At 72.2% G+C, this 15,352-nt stretch carries 16 protein-coding genes; 7 read left to right on the top strand and 9 right to left on the bottom strand.

All coding sequences use genetic code 11. From position 1 onward, the window contains the following. The first annotated feature begins 6 nt into the window (after nt 1-6). The 7 genes from ACZ4TO_RS31985 (at nt 7) to ACZ4TO_RS31955 (ending at nt 6,901) form a co-directional block, all read left to right on the top strand. Nucleotides 7-1,032 (top strand): ABC transporter substrate-binding protein, encoded by a 1,026-nt coding sequence (locus ACZ4TO_RS31985; RefSeq protein WP_382778710.1) that lies wholly within the window; start codon nt 7-9, stop codon nt 1,030-1,032. Between the two features lie 93 nt (nt 1,033-1,125). Further along, nucleotides 1,126-1,911, top strand: coding sequence for a GNAT family N-acetyltransferase (locus tag ACZ4TO_RS31980; protein WP_468026076.1), 786 nt, complete (start codon nt 1,126-1,128; stop codon nt 1,909-1,911). Between the two features lie 104 nt (nt 1,912-2,015). Continuing rightward, nucleotides 2,016-2,129: a putative leader peptide gene (locus ACZ4TO_RS31975; RefSeq protein WP_382778708.1), complete on the top strand. Its 114-nt coding sequence runs from the start codon at nt 2,016-2,018 to the stop codon at nt 2,127-2,129. A 73-nt stretch (nt 2,130-2,202) separates the two neighbouring features. Beyond that, nucleotides 2,203-3,414, top strand: coding sequence for an LLM class flavin-dependent oxidoreductase (locus ACZ4TO_RS31970; protein WP_468026075.1), 1,212 nt, complete (start codon nt 2,203-2,205; stop codon nt 3,412-3,414). A 19-nt stretch (nt 3,415-3,433) separates the two neighbouring features. Continuing rightward, the gene (locus ACZ4TO_RS31965; protein WP_468026074.1) at nt 3,434-4,810 is read left to right on the top strand and encodes an NtaA/DmoA family FMN-dependent monooxygenase; all 1,377 of its coding nucleotides are present in this window, start codon (nt 3,434-3,436) and stop codon (nt 4,808-4,810) included. Nucleotides 4,811-4,877: 67 nt separating this feature from the next. After that, nucleotides 4,878-6,005 (top strand): MsnO8 family LLM class oxidoreductase, encoded by a 1,128-nt coding sequence (locus ACZ4TO_RS31960; protein WP_468026073.1) that lies wholly within the window; start codon nt 4,878-4,880, stop codon nt 6,003-6,005. 224 nt (nt 6,006-6,229) lie between these two features. Next, nucleotides 6,230-6,901 carry a hypothetical protein gene (locus ACZ4TO_RS31955; RefSeq protein WP_468026072.1) on the top strand — a complete coding sequence of 224 codons (672 nt, stop codon included), beginning with the start codon at nt 6,230-6,232 and terminating at the stop codon, nt 6,899-6,901. A gap of 99 nt (nt 6,902-7,000) precedes the next feature. Here the strand turns inward: ACZ4TO_RS31955 and ACZ4TO_RS31950 are convergent, their stop codons facing one another. The 9 genes from ACZ4TO_RS31950 to ACZ4TO_RS31910 form a co-directional block, all read right to left on the bottom strand. Continuing rightward, a complete protein-coding gene (locus ACZ4TO_RS31950) occupies nt 7,001-7,366 on the bottom strand; it encodes a YciI family protein (protein WP_468026071.1) in 366 nt (121 codons plus the stop codon). Nucleotides 7,367-7,428: 62 nt separating this feature from the next. Further along, nucleotides 7,429-7,986, bottom strand: coding sequence for an NADPH-dependent FMN reductase (gene ssuE, locus ACZ4TO_RS31945; protein WP_468026070.1), 558 nt, complete (start codon nt 7,984-7,986; stop codon nt 7,429-7,431). Between the two features lie 204 nt (nt 7,987-8,190). Next, nucleotides 8,191-8,967: an alpha/beta hydrolase gene (locus tag ACZ4TO_RS31940; RefSeq protein ID WP_385047091.1), complete on the bottom strand. Its 777-nt coding sequence runs from the start codon at nt 8,965-8,967 to the stop codon at nt 8,191-8,193. Nucleotide 8,968: 1 nt separating this feature from the next. Further along, nucleotides 8,969-10,045: an LLM class flavin-dependent oxidoreductase gene (locus ACZ4TO_RS31935; RefSeq protein ID WP_468026069.1), complete on the bottom strand. Its 1,077-nt coding sequence runs from the start codon at nt 10,043-10,045 to the stop codon at nt 8,969-8,971. A 130-nt stretch (nt 10,046-10,175) separates the two neighbouring features. Beyond that, the gene (locus ACZ4TO_RS31930) at nt 10,176-11,516 is read right to left on the bottom strand and encodes an LLM class flavin-dependent oxidoreductase (protein WP_468026068.1); all 1,341 of its coding nucleotides are present in this window, start codon (nt 11,514-11,516) and stop codon (nt 10,176-10,178) included. A 29-nt stretch (nt 11,517-11,545) separates the two neighbouring features. Then, nucleotides 11,546-12,373 carry an ABC transporter ATP-binding protein gene (locus ACZ4TO_RS31925; protein WP_382778698.1) on the bottom strand — a complete coding sequence of 276 codons (828 nt, stop codon included), beginning with the start codon at nt 12,371-12,373 and terminating at the stop codon, nt 11,546-11,548. Next, nucleotides 12,370-13,416: an ABC transporter ATP-binding protein gene (locus tag ACZ4TO_RS31920; protein WP_468026067.1), complete on the bottom strand. Its 1,047-nt coding sequence runs from the start codon at nt 13,414-13,416 to the stop codon at nt 12,370-12,372. Before ACZ4TO_RS31920 ends, ACZ4TO_RS31925 begins: the two co-directional genes overlap by 4 nt. Further along, nucleotides 13,413-14,309, bottom strand: coding sequence for an ABC transporter permease (locus ACZ4TO_RS31915; protein ID WP_468026066.1), 897 nt, complete (start codon nt 14,307-14,309; stop codon nt 13,413-13,415). Before ACZ4TO_RS31915 ends, ACZ4TO_RS31920 begins: the two co-directional genes overlap by 4 nt. A gap of 2 nt (nt 14,310-14,311) precedes the next feature. Beyond that, entirely contained in the window at nt 14,312-15,340 is a 1,029-nt protein-coding gene (locus ACZ4TO_RS31910; RefSeq protein WP_382778695.1) for an ABC transporter permease, read from the bottom strand. Nucleotides 15,341-15,352 lie beyond the last annotated feature (12 nt).

Raw genomic sequence — 15,352 nt, 5'->3', positions numbered from 1 at the left:
ACAGCCATGCGCACCCTCAGCCCGAACCGCACAGCCCTCCGCGGCGTCGCCGCCACCGCCGCCGTCGCCTCGCTCGCCGTCTCCCTCGCCGCCTGCGGCGCGGACAGCGACGCCGCCACACGGACGAAGACCGACACGGCCGGAACCGTGACCGTGGGTGCGCTCTCCAACGGGGCCGCGAAGGAGACCACGCTGAAGGTCTCCGAGGTGAAGTCGATCAGCGCGGAGCTGCCCAAGTCCGTCGCCCGGAGAGGCACGTTGGTGGTGGGCATCGGCGCACTGCCCGCGGGGTCGCCGCCGCTGAACTTCGTCGGACAGGACCAGAAAACGCTCACCGGCAGCGAACCCGACCTCGGCAAGCTGGTCGCCGCGGTCCTCGGGCTGAAGCCGGAGGTGCGGAACTCGACCTGGGAGAACCTGTTCGTCGGCATCGACAGCGGCAAGGTCGACGTCGCCTTCTCCAACGTGACCGACACCGAGGAGCGGAAGAAGAAGTACGAGTTCGCCTCGTACCGTCAGGACAACCTCGCCTTCGAGGTGCCGAAGAAGAGCACGTGGAACTTCGATGGCGACTACCGCAACCTCGCCGGCAAGACGGTCGCCGTGGGCGCCGGCACCAACCAGGAGAAGATCCTGCTGGAGTGGAAGGACAAGCTGGCCAAGGCGGGCAAGAAGCTCACCGTCAAGTACTACCAGGACAACAACGCCACGGCCCTGGCGCTGAACAGCGGGAAGATCGACGCCTCGTTCGGCCCCAACCCGGCGGTCGCCTACCACGTCACGCAGAATGCCAAGTCGCCCCACCCGACCCGCAACGCCGGCCAGTTCTCCGGCGCGGGCGCGACGATCCAGGGGCTCATCGCGGCCACCGCGAAGAAGGACAGCGGTCTCGCCAAGCCGGTCGCCGACGCCATCAACTACCTCATCGAGAACGGCCAGTACGCCAAGTGGCTGGCCGCCTGGAACCTCTCGAACGAGGCCGTGAAGACCTCCGAGGTCAACCCTCCCGGCCTGCCGCTCGACAACTCCTGAACCACCCGTGCCCACCCAAGGGACTCCGCCGCGCCGCGGCGGAGTCCCGGGGCGCGTCCGGCCGAGTTCCAGAGACGGAGAACCCGCACCGCCATGTCCACCAGCGTCCATCCCGCACCCGCCCCTTCCTCGCCTCCGACCGCACCGCACGTCCTCGACAACGCGGCGTGGGCCGCGTTGACCGGTCCGCACGCACACCTCGCCGAGCGCGTCGGCCGGGCCGCCCGCTATCCCACGGACGTGTCCCCGTTCACCGCGCTCTCCGATCCCGCCGACCCCCGCTCATGGGACGACCTGGCCGAGCTGGTGGGTCCGGGAGCGGTCACCCCGGTCACCGCGGTCCAGTCCGTGCCCGACGGCTGGACGGTCGAACACAGCGGCGTAGGCGTTCAGTTGACCGCCACCGCACTGCGCTCCGAGCCCGCGCCGGAAGCCGTACGACTCGGCCCCGACGACGTGCCCGAGATCCTCGACCTGATCGCCCTCACCCGGCCGGGTCCCTTCCTGCCCCGCACCGTCGAACTCGGCACCTACCTCGGCATCCGGGAAGGCGGCCGGCTGATCGCCCTCGCCGGAGAGCGCCTGCGCCCGCCGGGCTGGACCGAGATCAGCGCCGTGTGCACCCATCCCGACCACCGCGGCAGAGGTCTGGCGACCCGCCTCGTCCGGGCTGTCGCGGCGGGCGTCAGGGAGCGCGGGGACACCCCCTTCCTCCACGCCGCCGCCGACAACACGAACGCCATCCGGCTCTACGAGTCGATCGGGTTCACCCTGCGCAGCCGTACCCGGTTCCTGCTCGTCCGCGCACCCGGCGGACAGCCGGCCGTTGACGCGGGACAGGAAGAGACCGGTCGGCAGGAAGAAACGGCGCACCAGTGAGGTTGGGCTTGTTCAGGACCGTGCGGCACCCCGGCGGGGACCCGCACGGGCCGGGCGGACGAGGGGCCGGGGAGCACCGGGCCGAGAGGGCGGAGGTGGGACACATGCGTCGTGGGTCCCGCCGCGCGCCGAGGCCGCTCGCGCCCCCACCGCTGCACCTGTACGGCCGGCCGCACATCGATCTGCTGCGGGTCGCCGGCGCGCTCTGTCGCCCCTGACCCGTTGTCACGCAGCCACGCCCCGCTCGCCGGGGCGCGATTCCTCGTACGGTCGATCAGGAAGGCACCTCCCGTGTCCTCGTCACCCTCTCCTCTGCACCTCGCCGTGGCCCTCGACGGCGCCGGATGGCACCCGGCGGCCTGGCGCGAGCCCGTCGCCCGGCCCGGTGAGCTACTCACCGCCGGCTACTGGGCCGATCTCGTCACCGAGGCCGAGCGCGGCCTGCTCGACTTCGTGACCATCGAGGACTCCCTCGGCCTCCAGTCCTCCTCGCCCACGGAGCCCGACGGCCGCACCGACCAGGTCCGCGGCCGCCTGGACGCCGTCCTCGTCGCCGCGCGGATCGCCCCGCAGACCCGTCACATCGGCGTGGTGCCGACCGTCGTCACCACGCACACGGAGCCGTTCCACATCTCCAAGGCGATCGCGACCCTCGACTATGTGAGCACCGGCCGTGCCGGCGTGCGTGTCCAGGTCTCGGCCCGCCAGAACGAGGCCGCGCACTTCGGCCGCCGTACGCTCCCGCCGTTCCGCCTCGAGGACTACGGCACGCCCGCCGGGCAGGGACTCGTGACCGACCTCTTCGACGAGGCGGCCGACCACGTCGAGGCCGTCCGCAGGCTCTGGGACAGCTGGGAGGACGACGCGGAGATACGCGACGTCGCTACCGGCCGCTTCATCGACCGCGACAAGCTCCACTACATCGACTTCGAGGGCCGCCGCTTCAGCGTCAAGGGCCCTTCGATCACCCCCCGGCCGCCCCAGGGCCAGCCGATCGTCAGCGCTCTCGCCCACGCCACCGTCCCGTACCGGCTGGTGGCCCGGGCCGCCGACGTCGGCTACGTCACCCCGCACGACGCCGAACAGGCACGCGCCGTCGTCGAGGAGATCCGCGCCGAACAGACCACGGCCGGCCGCGCGGACGAGACCGTGCACGTCTTCGGCGACCTCGTGGTCTTCCTGGACGACACCCCCGGTGCCGCCGAGACCCGCCGCGAGCGACTGGACGCCCTCGCGGGCCACCCGTACACGAGCGACGCCCGGATCTTCACCGGAACCCCGGCCGAACTCGCCGATCTGCTGCAGGAGCTGAGCGAGGCGGGACTGTCCGGATTCCGGCTGAGGCCCGCCGTCGCCGGACACGACCTCCCTGCCATCACGCGGGGACTGGTGCCCGAACTCCAGCGCCGGGGCGCCTTTCGGCAGGCCTACGAGGCCGACACCCTGCGCGGACTGCTCGGGCTCGCCCGGCCCGCGAACCGCTACGCCGCCACCACCGCCTGAGCCGGAAGGACCCCCGACCATGAGCAAGCCGCTCAAGCAGATCCACCTCGCGGCGCACTTCCCCGGTGTCAACAACACCACCGTGTGGAGCGACCCCGAGGCCGGCAGCCACATCGAGTTCAGCTCCTTCGCGCACTTCGCCCGCACCGCCGAACGCGCGAAGTTCGACTTCCTGTTCCTGGCCGAAGGCCTGCGGCTGCGCGAACAGGGCGGCCGCATCTACGACTTGGACGTCGTCGGACGGCCCGACACCTTCACCGTCCTCGCCGCCCTGGCCGCCGTCACCGAACACCTCGGCCTGACCGGCACCATCAACTCCACCTTCAACGAGCCCTACGAGGTGGCCCGCCAGTTCGCCAGCCTCGACCATCTCTCCGGCGGACGCGCCGCCTGGAACGTCGTCACCTCCTGGGACGCCTTCACCGGCGAGAACTTCCGCCGCGGCGGCTTCCTGCCGCAGGAGGAGCGCTACTCGCGGGCCAAGGAGTTCCTGGCCACGGCCAACGAACTCTTCGACTCCTGGCGCGGCGACGAGATCCTCGCCGACCGGGTGGGCGGCACCTTCCTGAACGACGCCAAGGCCGGAGCTTTCGTCCACCACGGACAGCACTTCGACATCGAGGGGCAGTTCAACGTCCCGCGCTCCCCGCAGGGCCGCCCGGTGATCTTCCAGGCCGGAGACTCCGAGGAGGGCCGCGAGTTCGCCGCGTCGAGCGCCGACGCCATCTTCAGCCGCTACTCCACCCTCAAGGAGGGCCAGGCCTTCTACACGGACGTCAAGGCGCGGCTCGCCCGGTACGGCCGCCGCTCCGACCAGTTGCTGATCCTGCCGGCCGCGACCTTCGTCCTCGGCGACACCGACGCCGAGGCCGAGGAACACGCCCGCGAGGTCCGGCGCCTCCAGGTCAGCGGCGCGACCGCCATCAAGCACCTGGAGTTCGTCTGGAACCGGGACCTGTCCGCGTACGACCCCGACGGCCCGCTTCCCGACATCGACCCGGACCTCGGCGAACACACCGTCGCCCGCGGCCGCGCCCAGGTCCGCATGTACCGCGACCCGCTGGCCACCGTCCGTGAGTGGCGCGAGCGGGCCGCCGCCAACAAGTGGTCCATCCGCGACCTCGTCATCGAGACCGGCAGCAGGCAGGCCTTCGTCGGCAGCCCGGCCACGGTCGCGGAGACCATCAACGACTTCGTCCAGGCCGACGCCTCCGACGGCTTCATCCTCGTCCCGCACATCACCCCGGGCGGCCTCGACGCCTTCGCCGACCAGGTCGTCCCGCTCCTCCAGGAACGCGGTGTCCACCGCACCGAGTACGAGGGCACCACCCTGCGCGACCACCTCGGCCTGGCCCACCCCGACGCCGAGGCGTACGCCGGCCGGGCGGCGTCGTGACGTCGCCGACGCGGCCCGTTCCCGTACCGATCCGCACAGCCGCCGAGCGCTGAGGAGGCCTCCGCACATGTCCGACATCCCTCTCGGCGTTCTCGACCTGATCCCGATCTCCTCGGGTTCCACGGCCACGGACGCCCTGCGCAACTCCATCGACCTGGCCCAGCGGGCCGAGAACCTCGGATACAGCCGCTACTGGTTCGCCGAACACCACCTCAACCCCGGTGTCGCCGGAACCTCGCCCGCCGTCGTCCTCGGCCTGACGGCCGCCGCGACCTCGACCATCCGGCTCGGCGCTGGAGCCGTGCAACTCGGCCACCGCACCGCCCTGTCCACGGTCGAGGAGTTCGGCCTGATCGACGCACTGCACCCCGGGCGCTTCGACCTGGGCCTCGGACGCTCCGGCGGTCGGCCGTCCGGCAAGTCCGCCGCCCCGCCGGCGACCGCGACCCCCGTGGTCGACGGCCGTGCCCCCAACGGGCTCCGCATACCGGCCCGCTTCTCCTACGAACACCTTCTCGGCTCACCGCGGGTGGCCCTGCAGCGCACCCTCCTCCAGCAGCCCCACGCCGAGTCGCAGGACTACGGCGAGCAGATCGACGACATCCTCGCGCTGCTCGCGGGCACCTACCGCTCCGCGGACGGAGTCGAGGCCCACGCCGTCCCGGGCGAGGGCGCCGATCTGGAGGTCTGGATCCTCGGCAGCAGCGGCGGGCAGAGCGCCGAGGTCGCGGGCCGCAACGGCCTGCGGTTCGGGGCGAACTACCACGTCAGCCCCGCGACCGTGCTGGAGGCGGTGGAGGGCTACCGGGCCACGTTCCAGCCCTCCGACGTCCTCGACAAGCCGTACGTCAGCGTGTCCGCGGACGTCGTGGTCGCCGAGGACGACGAGAAGGCCCGCGAACTCGCCACGGGCTACGGCCTGTGGGTCCGCAGCATCCGTACCGCCGAGGGCGCCATCCAGTTCCCCACCCCGGACGAGGCGCGTGCCCACACCTGGTCGGACGCCGACCGGGCACTCGTCCAGGACCGTCTCGACACCCAGTTCGTCGGCTCCCCGAAGCGGGTCGCCGGCCAGTTGGAGCGGCTCCAGGAGGCGACCGGGGCCGACGAGTTGCTCATCACCACGATCACCCACCGGCACGCGGACCGGGTGCGGTCGTACGAGCTGCTGGCCGAGGAGTGGCGCACGCGGTAGCCGGCGTCGACCGCCGGGTGACGTTCGGGACGGGCGGGCCGTGGTTGCGGCCCGCCCGTCCCGTCGTGCCCACCCGGGCGCCACGAACATCGCGCCCGAGCGTCACGACTGCATCACGAACTCCGTTTTCGCTGGTCAGAGAGCTTATATTCGCAGGCTCCCGGATCTTGGACCCATGGCCGGAACGGCCGGGGCCGGCCTTCGAACGAGCGGAACGGCAGCGCATGGCACGCAGCGGGATGACCCGACGGCACGGGTGGGCGATAGCAGCGCTGCTGTGCGCGGTGATGCCGTCCGCGACGGCCTGTACGACGGCGACGGAGCGACCGACGGCCACGGACCGGTCGGCGGCAGGGAAGACGACCGAGGCCGGAGCACGGAAGAAGAGCACCGCCTCCGCACCCTCCTGCGCGGGCGGGGCCTTCCGGTGGACCTCCGTCCACCGGGAGCGGCGACTCACCGAGGTGTCACCGGTCGTGAACGTCAGCAAGAGCGACGGCTGGGTCACGTTCCACCCCGGGCTCGTGCGCACCATAGTGCCCCAGGTCAGCACGAGCGACGACCGCGTGTCGGAGCGTCAGGTCCTCGCCGCGCTCGCCAAGCACCTCAAGTGGTGGGACCTCGAGGAATTGGCCGCCCCGGGGGAGGAGTCCGCCGACCGTCCGCGCACCCCCGTCAGGACCGACTTCCTCGGGCACGCGGGGCGTTTCGTCGAGGCCGAGGGAGTCCAGACCGTCGACGCGAGCTTCACCGTGACCTGCGCCGGCCATGACGTCTACGGCAGCGTCACCACCTGGTTCGGCCATTCCGGTGCGTCCCTGGCCTGCGGCGTGCACCCCCACACCAAGGAGCCCTGGATCCAGGAGGCCTACCGGCTGACCTGCGGCCCGCACTGAAGTCCGGACGGCTGCCCTGCCAGGATCAGCCTCCCGCGCCGTCCCCGCGCCGAGCCGCCACCGGTGAGCGCGCACGCGGCGCGGGGACGGGGTGTGCGATCAGGCGTCCCCCATGCCGAACACGTCGTGGATCGGCCGCACCTCCACCGCCACGACGTGGAAGTCGAGTACACGCTCGGCGATGGCGCGCGCCCGCTCGGGGGTCGCGCACTCGATCACGTAGTAGGCGGTGAGGTGTTCGTCGGCCTCGGCGAACGGGCCGTCCGCCACGGCCGGCCCCTCCGCGCTCCAGCGCAGAGTCGTGGTGTCGCGCGGGTAGGCCAGCCCCGCTCCGTTCAGCAGCTCGCCCGAGCCCTCCAGATCCTTGTGGAGGGCCTCGTGCCAGCGGAACACCTCGGTCCGCTGCTCCGCCGTCATCGTTTCGGTCGCGGCGGGATCGGCGTACATCAGCACCATGTATTTCATGGCTCCAGCCTGGCATCGGGGACTGACATTCCCGAGACGCGGGGCGATGCCGGGGGACCGGTTCAGCCGGTCGACGCGAGTGCGGTCGTACGGCCGCCCAGTGCTGCCGAGAAGTGGTCGGTCACCTGCTCCAGCGCCTGGGCCGCGGCGGCCGCGATCACGGGTGCGCCGTCCGCGTCCGCGGTGACGTCCTTGTCGAGAGTGAACCAGCCCGGCACGATGTGCGACGCGCCCATGGAGCTCAGCACCGGACGCAACGCGTAGTCGATCGCGAGGACATGGGCCGTACTGCCGCCCGTGGCGAGGGGCAGCACCGTCTTGCCGGCCAGCGCGTACTGCGGGAGCAGGTCGAGGAGCGACTTCAGCAGGCCGGAGTAGGCCGCCTTGTAGACCGGCGTGCCGATCACCACGCCGTCGGCCCTCTCGAACAGGGCCGCCGTCTCGACGATCGCCGGATGCCGGAAGTCGGCTCCGAGGAGCGCGTGGGCGGGCAGCGTACGGACATCCAAGGGAATGACCTCGTGCCCCTGGAGGCGGAGCCGGTCGTCGAGGTGGCGCAGGAGGCGCGTGGTGCGGGAGGTGGGAGAGGGGCTTCCGGAGACGGACACGATCGTGGCCATGGCGGACCTTCCGGGTCGGGATTCGGTTGCGTGAGGCGGGTGTGCGGCGAACTGCCGGGGGGAGTGGGCGGTTCGGTGGCGGTGGCGGTGGCGATGGCGATGGCGATGGCAAGGTGGCGGTGCCGGCGTGCGTGGTCGTGGTGCGGGGTGCCGGGCGGGACGGGAGCTCGACGGCGGCATACGGCGCCCCGCCCGGCGGGCCGGTCACCAGGCGCTGGACCGCACGCTGACCTGCGGCCGCAGGTCCCCCCGGAGTGCTTCCAGGAAGCTGACGACCTCGGCCGCCACCGAACGGTGCTGGAGGTCGTTGAGGACGTCGTGGTGAGCGCCGTGCACCACCGAAAGACGCGCCAGGGGAAGCGACTTGGCCAGGCGGGCGAGCGCCTCGTCGTCGGCGAGCGGATCGGAGTCGCCGACGAGCAGCAGCGTGGGCAGGGGCGACTCGCTGTCGTAGGCCGCGCCGATCAGGGAGTCCGGCAGCGCGTCGTCGAGCGACCCGCGCCGTACCCCGGGGTCCTGGCTGAGGCGGCCCCGATGGGTGGGGCACGAGGTACGGACGTCGAGCTCGGCGTCCCATGTCCCGCCGGCGGCAGCGGTCCTCGCGGACGGGCCGGGAAGCCCGGCGAGTACCAGCGCGTTCGGCCACCAGGCGGCCGGAGTCCGGGCCCCGCCGAGGAGCGCCGCGAGCGCGAGGGCCCCCGAGTCCGCCCCGACGAGGACGACCGGCCGGGCGACACCGTCCGGCGAGGCGGTGTCCTCGACGGCCTCGGCGAGCCGGGCCTCCAGCTCGGTCAGGGAGGCGGCCGGGTCCCCGGCGTCGAGGGCCGGGGGGTCGACCACCCGGACCCGGTAGGCGTCGGCGGCGAGCCGTCCGCCGAAGCGCGCGTAGGTCGCCCGGGTCTCGCCGCGGCCGGGAACCACGAGGATCGTGCCGCGGACGAGGAGCCCCTCGGGCCCGTGGTGGTCGGTGTACTGGGTCATCTCAGGCTCCTGCGGGTGCGGGTGCGGGTGCGGGTGCGGGTGCGGACTCGACGGTGTGCGCGGGCTCGCCGGTGTGCGCCGGCTTCCAGCCCAACGCGGGCGCCACCTCGGTCGCGATGAGTTCGAGGGCTCGGACGGCGGCGTCGTGGTCGGGGACGGCGGGGTTGAACTGCGCGATCAGGTCGGTCGCCACGGGCAGGACCTTCTCCCGGCCCAGGGCCTCGACGACGTCGTCGGGATGGCCGTAGAAGGAGTGGAAGCGGCGCAGCGCCTCGTTTCTGTCGAGGCCCTTGGGGAACGCGCCGCTCTCGGCCATGCGCAGCGCCGCCCGGTGCACGTCGTCGCCGATGGCGCTGAGCGCGGTGCGCCGGTCCTTGGCCGGGAAGATGAAGCGGGACAGGCCGATGCGCGGGCGGTGCGGCCGGTCCCAGGCCGCGAGGAAGGCGTCGGCCCAGGGCCGCTGCACCTCGTCGGTGGGGGAGTCGAACCCGTAGGCGGCCCGGTTCAGCAGCAGGTTCGAGCCGCGGCGCGCCGCGTACGAGGCACCCTGGGCGCTGAACACGCCCTGCCAGACGCGGCGGTCGAAGCCACCGGGGCGCGGCTGGATGCGGAAGCCGGCCGTGCCCACCTCGTCGTGGGCCAGGGCCCGCCGCAGGACGTCGAGGTTCTCGCTGGTCAGTTCGCGTTTGCGGTCGGCGTCCTTGCCGAACGCGGCGTACTCCAGGGCGCTCGATCCGCTGCCCACGCCGATCTCGACGCGGCCGCCGCTGAGGGCGTCGACGGTGGCGATGTCCTCGGCGAGGCGCACCGGGTCCTCCAACGGGAGCACGGTGACGGCCGTGCCCAGCCGGATCCGGGCGGTCCTCGCGGCCGCGTGGGCGAGGAAGGTCCAGGGCGAGGACAGTCCGCCGCCGCCGAGGGCGACGTGGTGCTGGGCCACCCAGCCGACGTCGAAGCCGAGCTCGTCCGCGACGGCGAACAGTTCCTGCGCGTTGCGGTAGGTACGGGCGATGTCCTGATCGCGTCCCTGGACGTGGGTGAGGAAGCCGAGCCTGAAGCGTGGTCGCTCGCTCGTCATGGGATGTCGGCCTTTCCGTGCGGGTCGTCTCTCTTCGGGGCGCCGTGCCGGACGGTTCCCGGGTGAGGGGGCCGCCGGGCGCGGCCGGTGGAGGACGGGTCCTGCTCCACCGGCCGGTCGCGGTGGGGTCTCAGTCGTTCGCGAGCTGCGGCTCGCGGGTGTGACGGTTGGCCGGCACGGGCAGGCCGAGGTTGCCGCGCAGGGTGTCGGCCGCGTACTCGGTACGGAACAGTCCGCGCTTCTGGAGGATCGGGACGACGCCGTCGACGAACAGGTTCAGCTCGTCCTCGGTGCGGAAGGCGAGGTTGATGCCGTCGAAGGTGCCGGCGTCGAACCACTTCTCGATGGTGTCGGCGACGGTCTCCGGGGCCCCGACGAACGGCGAGGTCCGGAACTGGTTGACGGACTCGCCGACCTGGCGCAGCGTCAGGTTCTCGGTGCGGGCCCGCTCGATGAGCGCCGACGCGCCCGTGCGGCCGCCCTTCTCCGCGAGGTGCGCGACGTCGGGGAACGGCGCGTCGAGGTCGTGCGCGCTGAAGTCGTACGCGCCGAAGGACCGGCCGAGCAGGGCGAGGTTGCGGTCGAAGTCGTTGTCCTCCTCGAAGATCTCCCGTTCGCGTCGCCGGGCCGCCTCGTCGGTGGTGGCGACGACCGGGCTTCCGTGGATGAAGATCTTGATGTGCTCGGGGTCGCGGCCGTAGGAGGCGGTGCGCCGCTTGATGTCCGTGTAGTACTCCTGGGCCTGCTGGAGCGTCCCGCCCGGCGCATAGATGCCCTCGGCGACCCGCGCCGCCAGGTCGCGGCCCTCCTCGGAGACCCCGGCCTGGAAGATGACCGGCTGGCCCTGCGGGGAGCGGGAGAGGTTGAGCGGTCCCGCCACCTTGAAGTGCTCGCCCTCGTGGTCGAGCGAGTGCAGCTTGGCCGGGTCGAGGAAGACGCCCCGGGCCACGTCCGCCGGGAAGGCGTCGTCCTCGTAGGAGTCCCACAGGCCGCGGGCGACCTGGACGAACTCCAGGGCGCGGCCGTACCGGGTGGTGTAGTCGAGGTGTTCGTCGAGTCCGAAGTTGCGGGACGTACCGGTGTCGAAGCTGGTGACGACGTTCCAGCCGGCCCGGCCACCGCTGATGTGGTCGAGGGAGGCGAACCGGCGGGCCAGGTTGAACGGCGAGTTGTATGTCGAACTCGCCGTGCCCACAAGGCCGATGTGCCGGGTGTGGGTGGCCACCGCGGACAACAGGGTCAGCGGTTCGAGGCGGTTGAGATAGTGCGCCGGGTACGTGGCGTTGATGAACTGGCTGTCGACGATGAACAGGGCGTCGAAGAGGGCGTGTTCGGCCGCCTTCGCCAGCCGGATGTAGTAGTCGATGTCGATGCTGGCGTTCTTCGCCACGCGCGGGTCCTTCCACAGACCGTGCTGGCCGGGACCGCCGACGCCGTAGGGGTGCAGGGCGAGATGGATGGTGCGGGGCATGGCGTTTTCTTCCTGTCTCTTCGAGGGGTTCAGACGTTCAGCAGGGCCCGCAGGGCGGCGCGTTCGGCCCGGTCGGCCGGGGCCGCGTGCAGCGTGGGCGCGGAGCGGACCAGCAGGCGTGTGTAGGGGTGCCGGGGCCGGGCGATGACCTCGCCGGCGGCGCCGGTCTCGACCAGTTCGCCCTGGTACAGCACGGCGATCCGGTCGGCGACCCCGGCGACGGAACCGAGGTCGTGCGAGATGAAGACGAGCGCCACTCCGTCGTCGCGGAGTTCCTGGAGGATGCGCAGGATCTGGACCCGGTTGGCGGAGTCCAGGGCGCTGACCGGCTCGTCGAGGATGACCAGGCGGGGCTCGGTGACCAACGCCCTGGCGACGGCCACGCGTTGACGCTGCCCGCCGGAGAGCCGGCCGGGCAGCCGGTCGAGGAGGTCCTCGGACAACTGGACGCGGGGGAGGAAGGCGCGGACACGGCGAGCCGCCTCCTCGCGGGAGACCCCGCGGACCAGCAGCGGTTCGGCCAGGGAGGCCTCGACGGTGAGATCCGGGTCGAGGCTGCGCAGCGGGTCCTGGAAGACGTACTGGATCACACCGCGGCGGCGCAGCGCCCGCCACCGGCGCCCGCCGTACGCGGTGACGTCCTCGCCGTCCAGGACGACGGAACCCGCGGAGGCGCGGACGAGGCCCAGCACGGCGCGTGCCAGGGTGGTCTTGCCCGATCCCGTCTCGCCGATGATCCCGACGGTCTCGCCCGGCGAGACGGTGAGCGAGACACCGCGCAGCGCGTTCCGGCGCCGCCGGCGCGGTCCGTAGCGCACTTCGAGGCCGGTGACCTCCAGGACGGGCTCGGTGCTCATGCGTCCTCCCCGGGCGCGAGGAACTTCTCCAGGCCGTACTGCTGGTGTTCGGCGATCAGCAGCCGGGTGTACTCGTGGCGCGGACGGTGGAGTACGTCCTCCGTGGGGCCCTGCTCGACCACCTCGCCGTGGCGCATCACGAGGACCTCGTCGCAGAGCTGGGAGACGACGGCCAGGTCGTGGGAGACCACGACGAGGGCCAGCCCGGTCCGTTCGCGCAGATCGGCGAGCAGGTCGAGGATCTCGGCCTGGACGGTGACGTCGAGCGCGGTGGTGGCCTCGTCGGCGATGAGGATCCGCGGTCCCGCGGCGATCGCCACGGCGATGAGGACCCGCTGGAGCATGCCGCCGGACAGCTCGTGCGGGTACTGCGAGCTGACGAGTTCCGGGTCGCGCAGGTGCACCGACCGCAGCAGCTCGACCGCCCGCCGGCGCGCCGCGCGCCGCTTCAGCCCCTTCTTGACCCGCAGGACCTCGGCGATCTGGGCCCCCACCTTGATCGAGGGGTTGAGATACGACGCCGGGTCCTGGAAGACCGCGCTGATCGTCGTGCCCCGCAGGTCGGTCCACCGTGCGGGGGACAGCCCGGCGATGTCGCCGCCGTCGATCTCCACCGAGCCGCCGGTGATGGTGAAGGGGGCGGGCAGGATGCCCAGCGCGGCGCGGCAGGTGAGGGTCTTTCCGCTGCCGGACTCGCCGACGATGCCCACGGCCCGGCCGGGCGTGAGCGTGAAACTCACGCCGTGGACGATGTCCTGGCCGGCGGCAGGGTCGCCGATGCGGACGTCGCGTACGGAGAGCACGGGGGCCTGCGAGCGCGGCGGTTCTCCGGTACCGGCATCGGCGGCGGTCTCCTCGGCACCGGCAAGGGCACCGGCACCCTGAACGGCACTGGCACTGGCACTGGCACCGGGAACGGCACCGGCGGCCTGCGCGGATTCCCGCGTCTCCGCGGCCTCTGCGGTCCCCGTGGTATCCGCAGTCTCTGTGGTCTCTGTGGTGTTCTCGGCCTCGGCGAGGAGCTTCTCGGACAGGGCGGTCATCGCGCACCTCCGGCGGGAGCGGGAGCGGGGTCGGCCTCGACACGCCGGCCGGCGCGCGTGCCACGGCCGGCGGCCGGCGTCTGGCCCGCTTCGCCGGAGACGTCACGGATGGCGTCGGCGAGGAGGTTGCAGGCCCAGACCGTGATCATGATCAGCAGGGCGGGTACGAGCGGAGCCCAAGGCTGTTGGGTCAGATAGCCCAGATCCGAGGCGAGCAGGCCGCCCCAGGTGGGCGCGGGAGGCTGGACCCCGATCCCGAGGAAGGTCAGGCTCGACACGATGACGAACCCGACGCCGACCGTCTGGGCGAGCGCGACCGCGATGGGCGGAAGCACCTTGGCCCAGATGTGACGGCGAACGATCCAGCCGGTCGAGGCACCCGCGATGATCGCGGCCTCGACGTACGGGGAACGGGCGACGGACAGGGTGGCGGCGCGGGCCACGCGGTAGAACAACGGGGACACCAGCGCCCCCGTGACCAGCATCGCCTGGGTGAGACCGTTGCCGAGCAGGGCGACGACGGCGACGGCGAACAGCAGGAACGGCAGCGCGACCAGCGTGTCGGCGAGCCGGAGGGTGACCCATTCGAAGGCCCGGCCGAGGTGGACCGACAGGATGCCGGGGACGGCGCCGATGGCCAGGGCCGTGAAGGCGACCTCCAGCGAGCCGAGGACGCTGACGCGGGAGCCGTCGAGGAGCCGGCTCAGCACGTCACGGCCGAGGTAGTCGGTCCCCAGCCAGTGGGCGCCGGACGCGTCCGCGAGCGGCTGGTCACCGGTGGCCAGCGGGTTGTGCGGTGCGAGCAGCGGCCCGAACAGGGCGAGTACGGCGATCACCGCGAGGACGGCCAGGGCGATGCGGCCGGAGGTGAGGGCGAGAACGCGGCGCACCATGGTCACACCCCCCGTCGCGAGGCCGGCGTGACGCGGGCCAGCACCAGGTTGACGAGCAGGTTGAACGCGACGACCAGGACGATCGACACCACGAGGACCCCCTGCACGGCCGGTACGTCCCCGGCCTGCGCGGAGTCGTTGGCGAAGCGTCCGAAGCCCTGGAGTCCGAAGATCCACTCCGTGACGACGGACGCGCCGACCAAGGCGGGGAACTTCAGGCCGAGGGTGGCGAGCGCGGGACCGATGCCGTTGCGCAGCACATGGCCGAAGAAGATCCGGCGCGGGCCGAGCCCGCGGACCACCGCGCCCGTCACGTAGTTCTCGCCGTACGCCCCGACGAGCCCCCCGCGCAGTTGGCGGGCGACGTCGGCGACGACATCGAAGCTCAACGCGACCGCGGGCAGCGTGATGTGGGCCAGCCAGGGCCCGAACCCCTGGTCCGCCGGGACGTATCCGGCGGACGGGAACAGATGCAGTCCCACCGAGAACACCGCGACCAGCACGATGCCGACGACGAAGGCCGGCATCACCGAGATCACCGTCACGAAGCCGGTGATCGCGCGGTCGACCCAGGTGGTGCGGCGCAGCGCCGCGAGGGTGCCGAGACCGAACCCCGCGACGACTCCGATGATCAGCGCGAACGTCGCCACCGACAGGCTCACGCCCAGGCCGAGGCCGATGAGGGTGGAGATGTCTGCGCCGTTGGTCCAGCTCGTGCCGAGCCGGCCGTGCAGGACGTCGCCGAACCAGTCCCCGTACTGGACGAGGAAGGGCCGGTCGAGGCCCCACTGCGCCTCGACGCGGGCGACCGCCTCGGGAGTGGCCTCCTCGCCCAGTTGGATGCGTGCCGGGCTGAGCCCGCTCAGCGACCGCAGCGCGAACGTCACGAACGTCGCGACCAGGAAGACGGGCACGAAGATCGCGACCGACCGGGCGAGGGTGGCCAGGACGCGGCCCAGGGTGTGCCGGGTTCTGGCCGCGGCGGCCGGGAGACGGACGTCGGGCGGGGCCGTTGCCACCGTCGTCGTCATGGGTTGCCCCCT

This window comes from Streptomyces sp. NPDC028298 (assembly GCF_055565895.1).
Note: the sequence above shows the minus strand (reverse complement) of the source record. Positions and strands in the feature narration are given on the sequence as shown.

What these genes read in the sequence shown, in the direction of transcription:
- ACZ4TO_RS31940 (WP_385047091.1), bottom strand. Translation starts at nt 8,967, where the DNA reads ATGACCCAGTACACCGACCACCACGGGCCCGAGGGGCTCCTCGTCCGC.
- ACZ4TO_RS31910 (WP_382778695.1), bottom strand. Translation starts at nt 15,340, where the DNA reads ATGACGACGACGGTGGCAACGGCCCCGCCCGACGTCCGTCTCCCGGCC.
- ACZ4TO_RS31975 (WP_382778708.1), top strand. Translation starts at nt 2,016, where the DNA reads ATGCGTCGTGGGTCCCGCCGCGCGCCGAGGCCGCTCGCGCCCCCACCG.
- ACZ4TO_RS31920 (WP_468026067.1), bottom strand. Translation starts at nt 13,416, where the DNA reads ATGACCGCCCTGTCCGAGAAGCTCCTCGCCGAGGCCGAGAACACCACA.
- ACZ4TO_RS31950 (WP_468026071.1), bottom strand. Translation starts at nt 7,366, where the DNA reads ATGAAATACATGGTGCTGATGTACGCCGATCCCGCCGCGACCGAAACG.
- ACZ4TO_RS31960 (WP_468026073.1), top strand. Translation starts at nt 4,878, where the DNA reads ATGTCCGACATCCCTCTCGGCGTTCTCGACCTGATCCCGATCTCCTCG.
- ACZ4TO_RS31915 (WP_468026066.1), bottom strand. Translation starts at nt 14,309, where the DNA reads ATGGTGCGCCGCGTTCTCGCCCTCACCTCCGGCCGCATCGCCCTGGCC.
- ACZ4TO_RS31930 (WP_468026068.1), bottom strand. Translation starts at nt 11,516, where the DNA reads ATGCCCCGCACCATCCATCTCGCCCTGCACCCCTACGGCGTCGGCGGT.
- ACZ4TO_RS31985 (WP_382778710.1), top strand. Translation starts at nt 7, where the DNA reads ATGCGCACCCTCAGCCCGAACCGCACAGCCCTCCGCGGCGTCGCCGCC.
- ACZ4TO_RS31935 (WP_468026069.1), bottom strand. Translation starts at nt 10,045, where the DNA reads ATGACGAGCGAGCGACCACGCTTCAGGCTCGGCTTCCTCACCCACGTC.
- ACZ4TO_RS31955 (WP_468026072.1), top strand. Translation starts at nt 6,230, where the DNA reads ATGGCACGCAGCGGGATGACCCGACGGCACGGGTGGGCGATAGCAGCG.
- ACZ4TO_RS31925 (WP_382778698.1), bottom strand. Translation starts at nt 12,373, where the DNA reads ATGAGCACCGAGCCCGTCCTGGAGGTCACCGGCCTCGAAGTGCGCTAC.
- ACZ4TO_RS31980 (WP_468026076.1), top strand. Translation starts at nt 1,126, where the DNA reads ATGTCCACCAGCGTCCATCCCGCACCCGCCCCTTCCTCGCCTCCGACC.
- ACZ4TO_RS31965 (WP_468026074.1), top strand. Translation starts at nt 3,434, where the DNA reads ATGAGCAAGCCGCTCAAGCAGATCCACCTCGCGGCGCACTTCCCCGGT.
- ssuE (WP_468026070.1), bottom strand. Translation starts at nt 7,986, where the DNA reads ATGGCCACGATCGTGTCCGTCTCCGGAAGCCCCTCTCCCACCTCCCGC.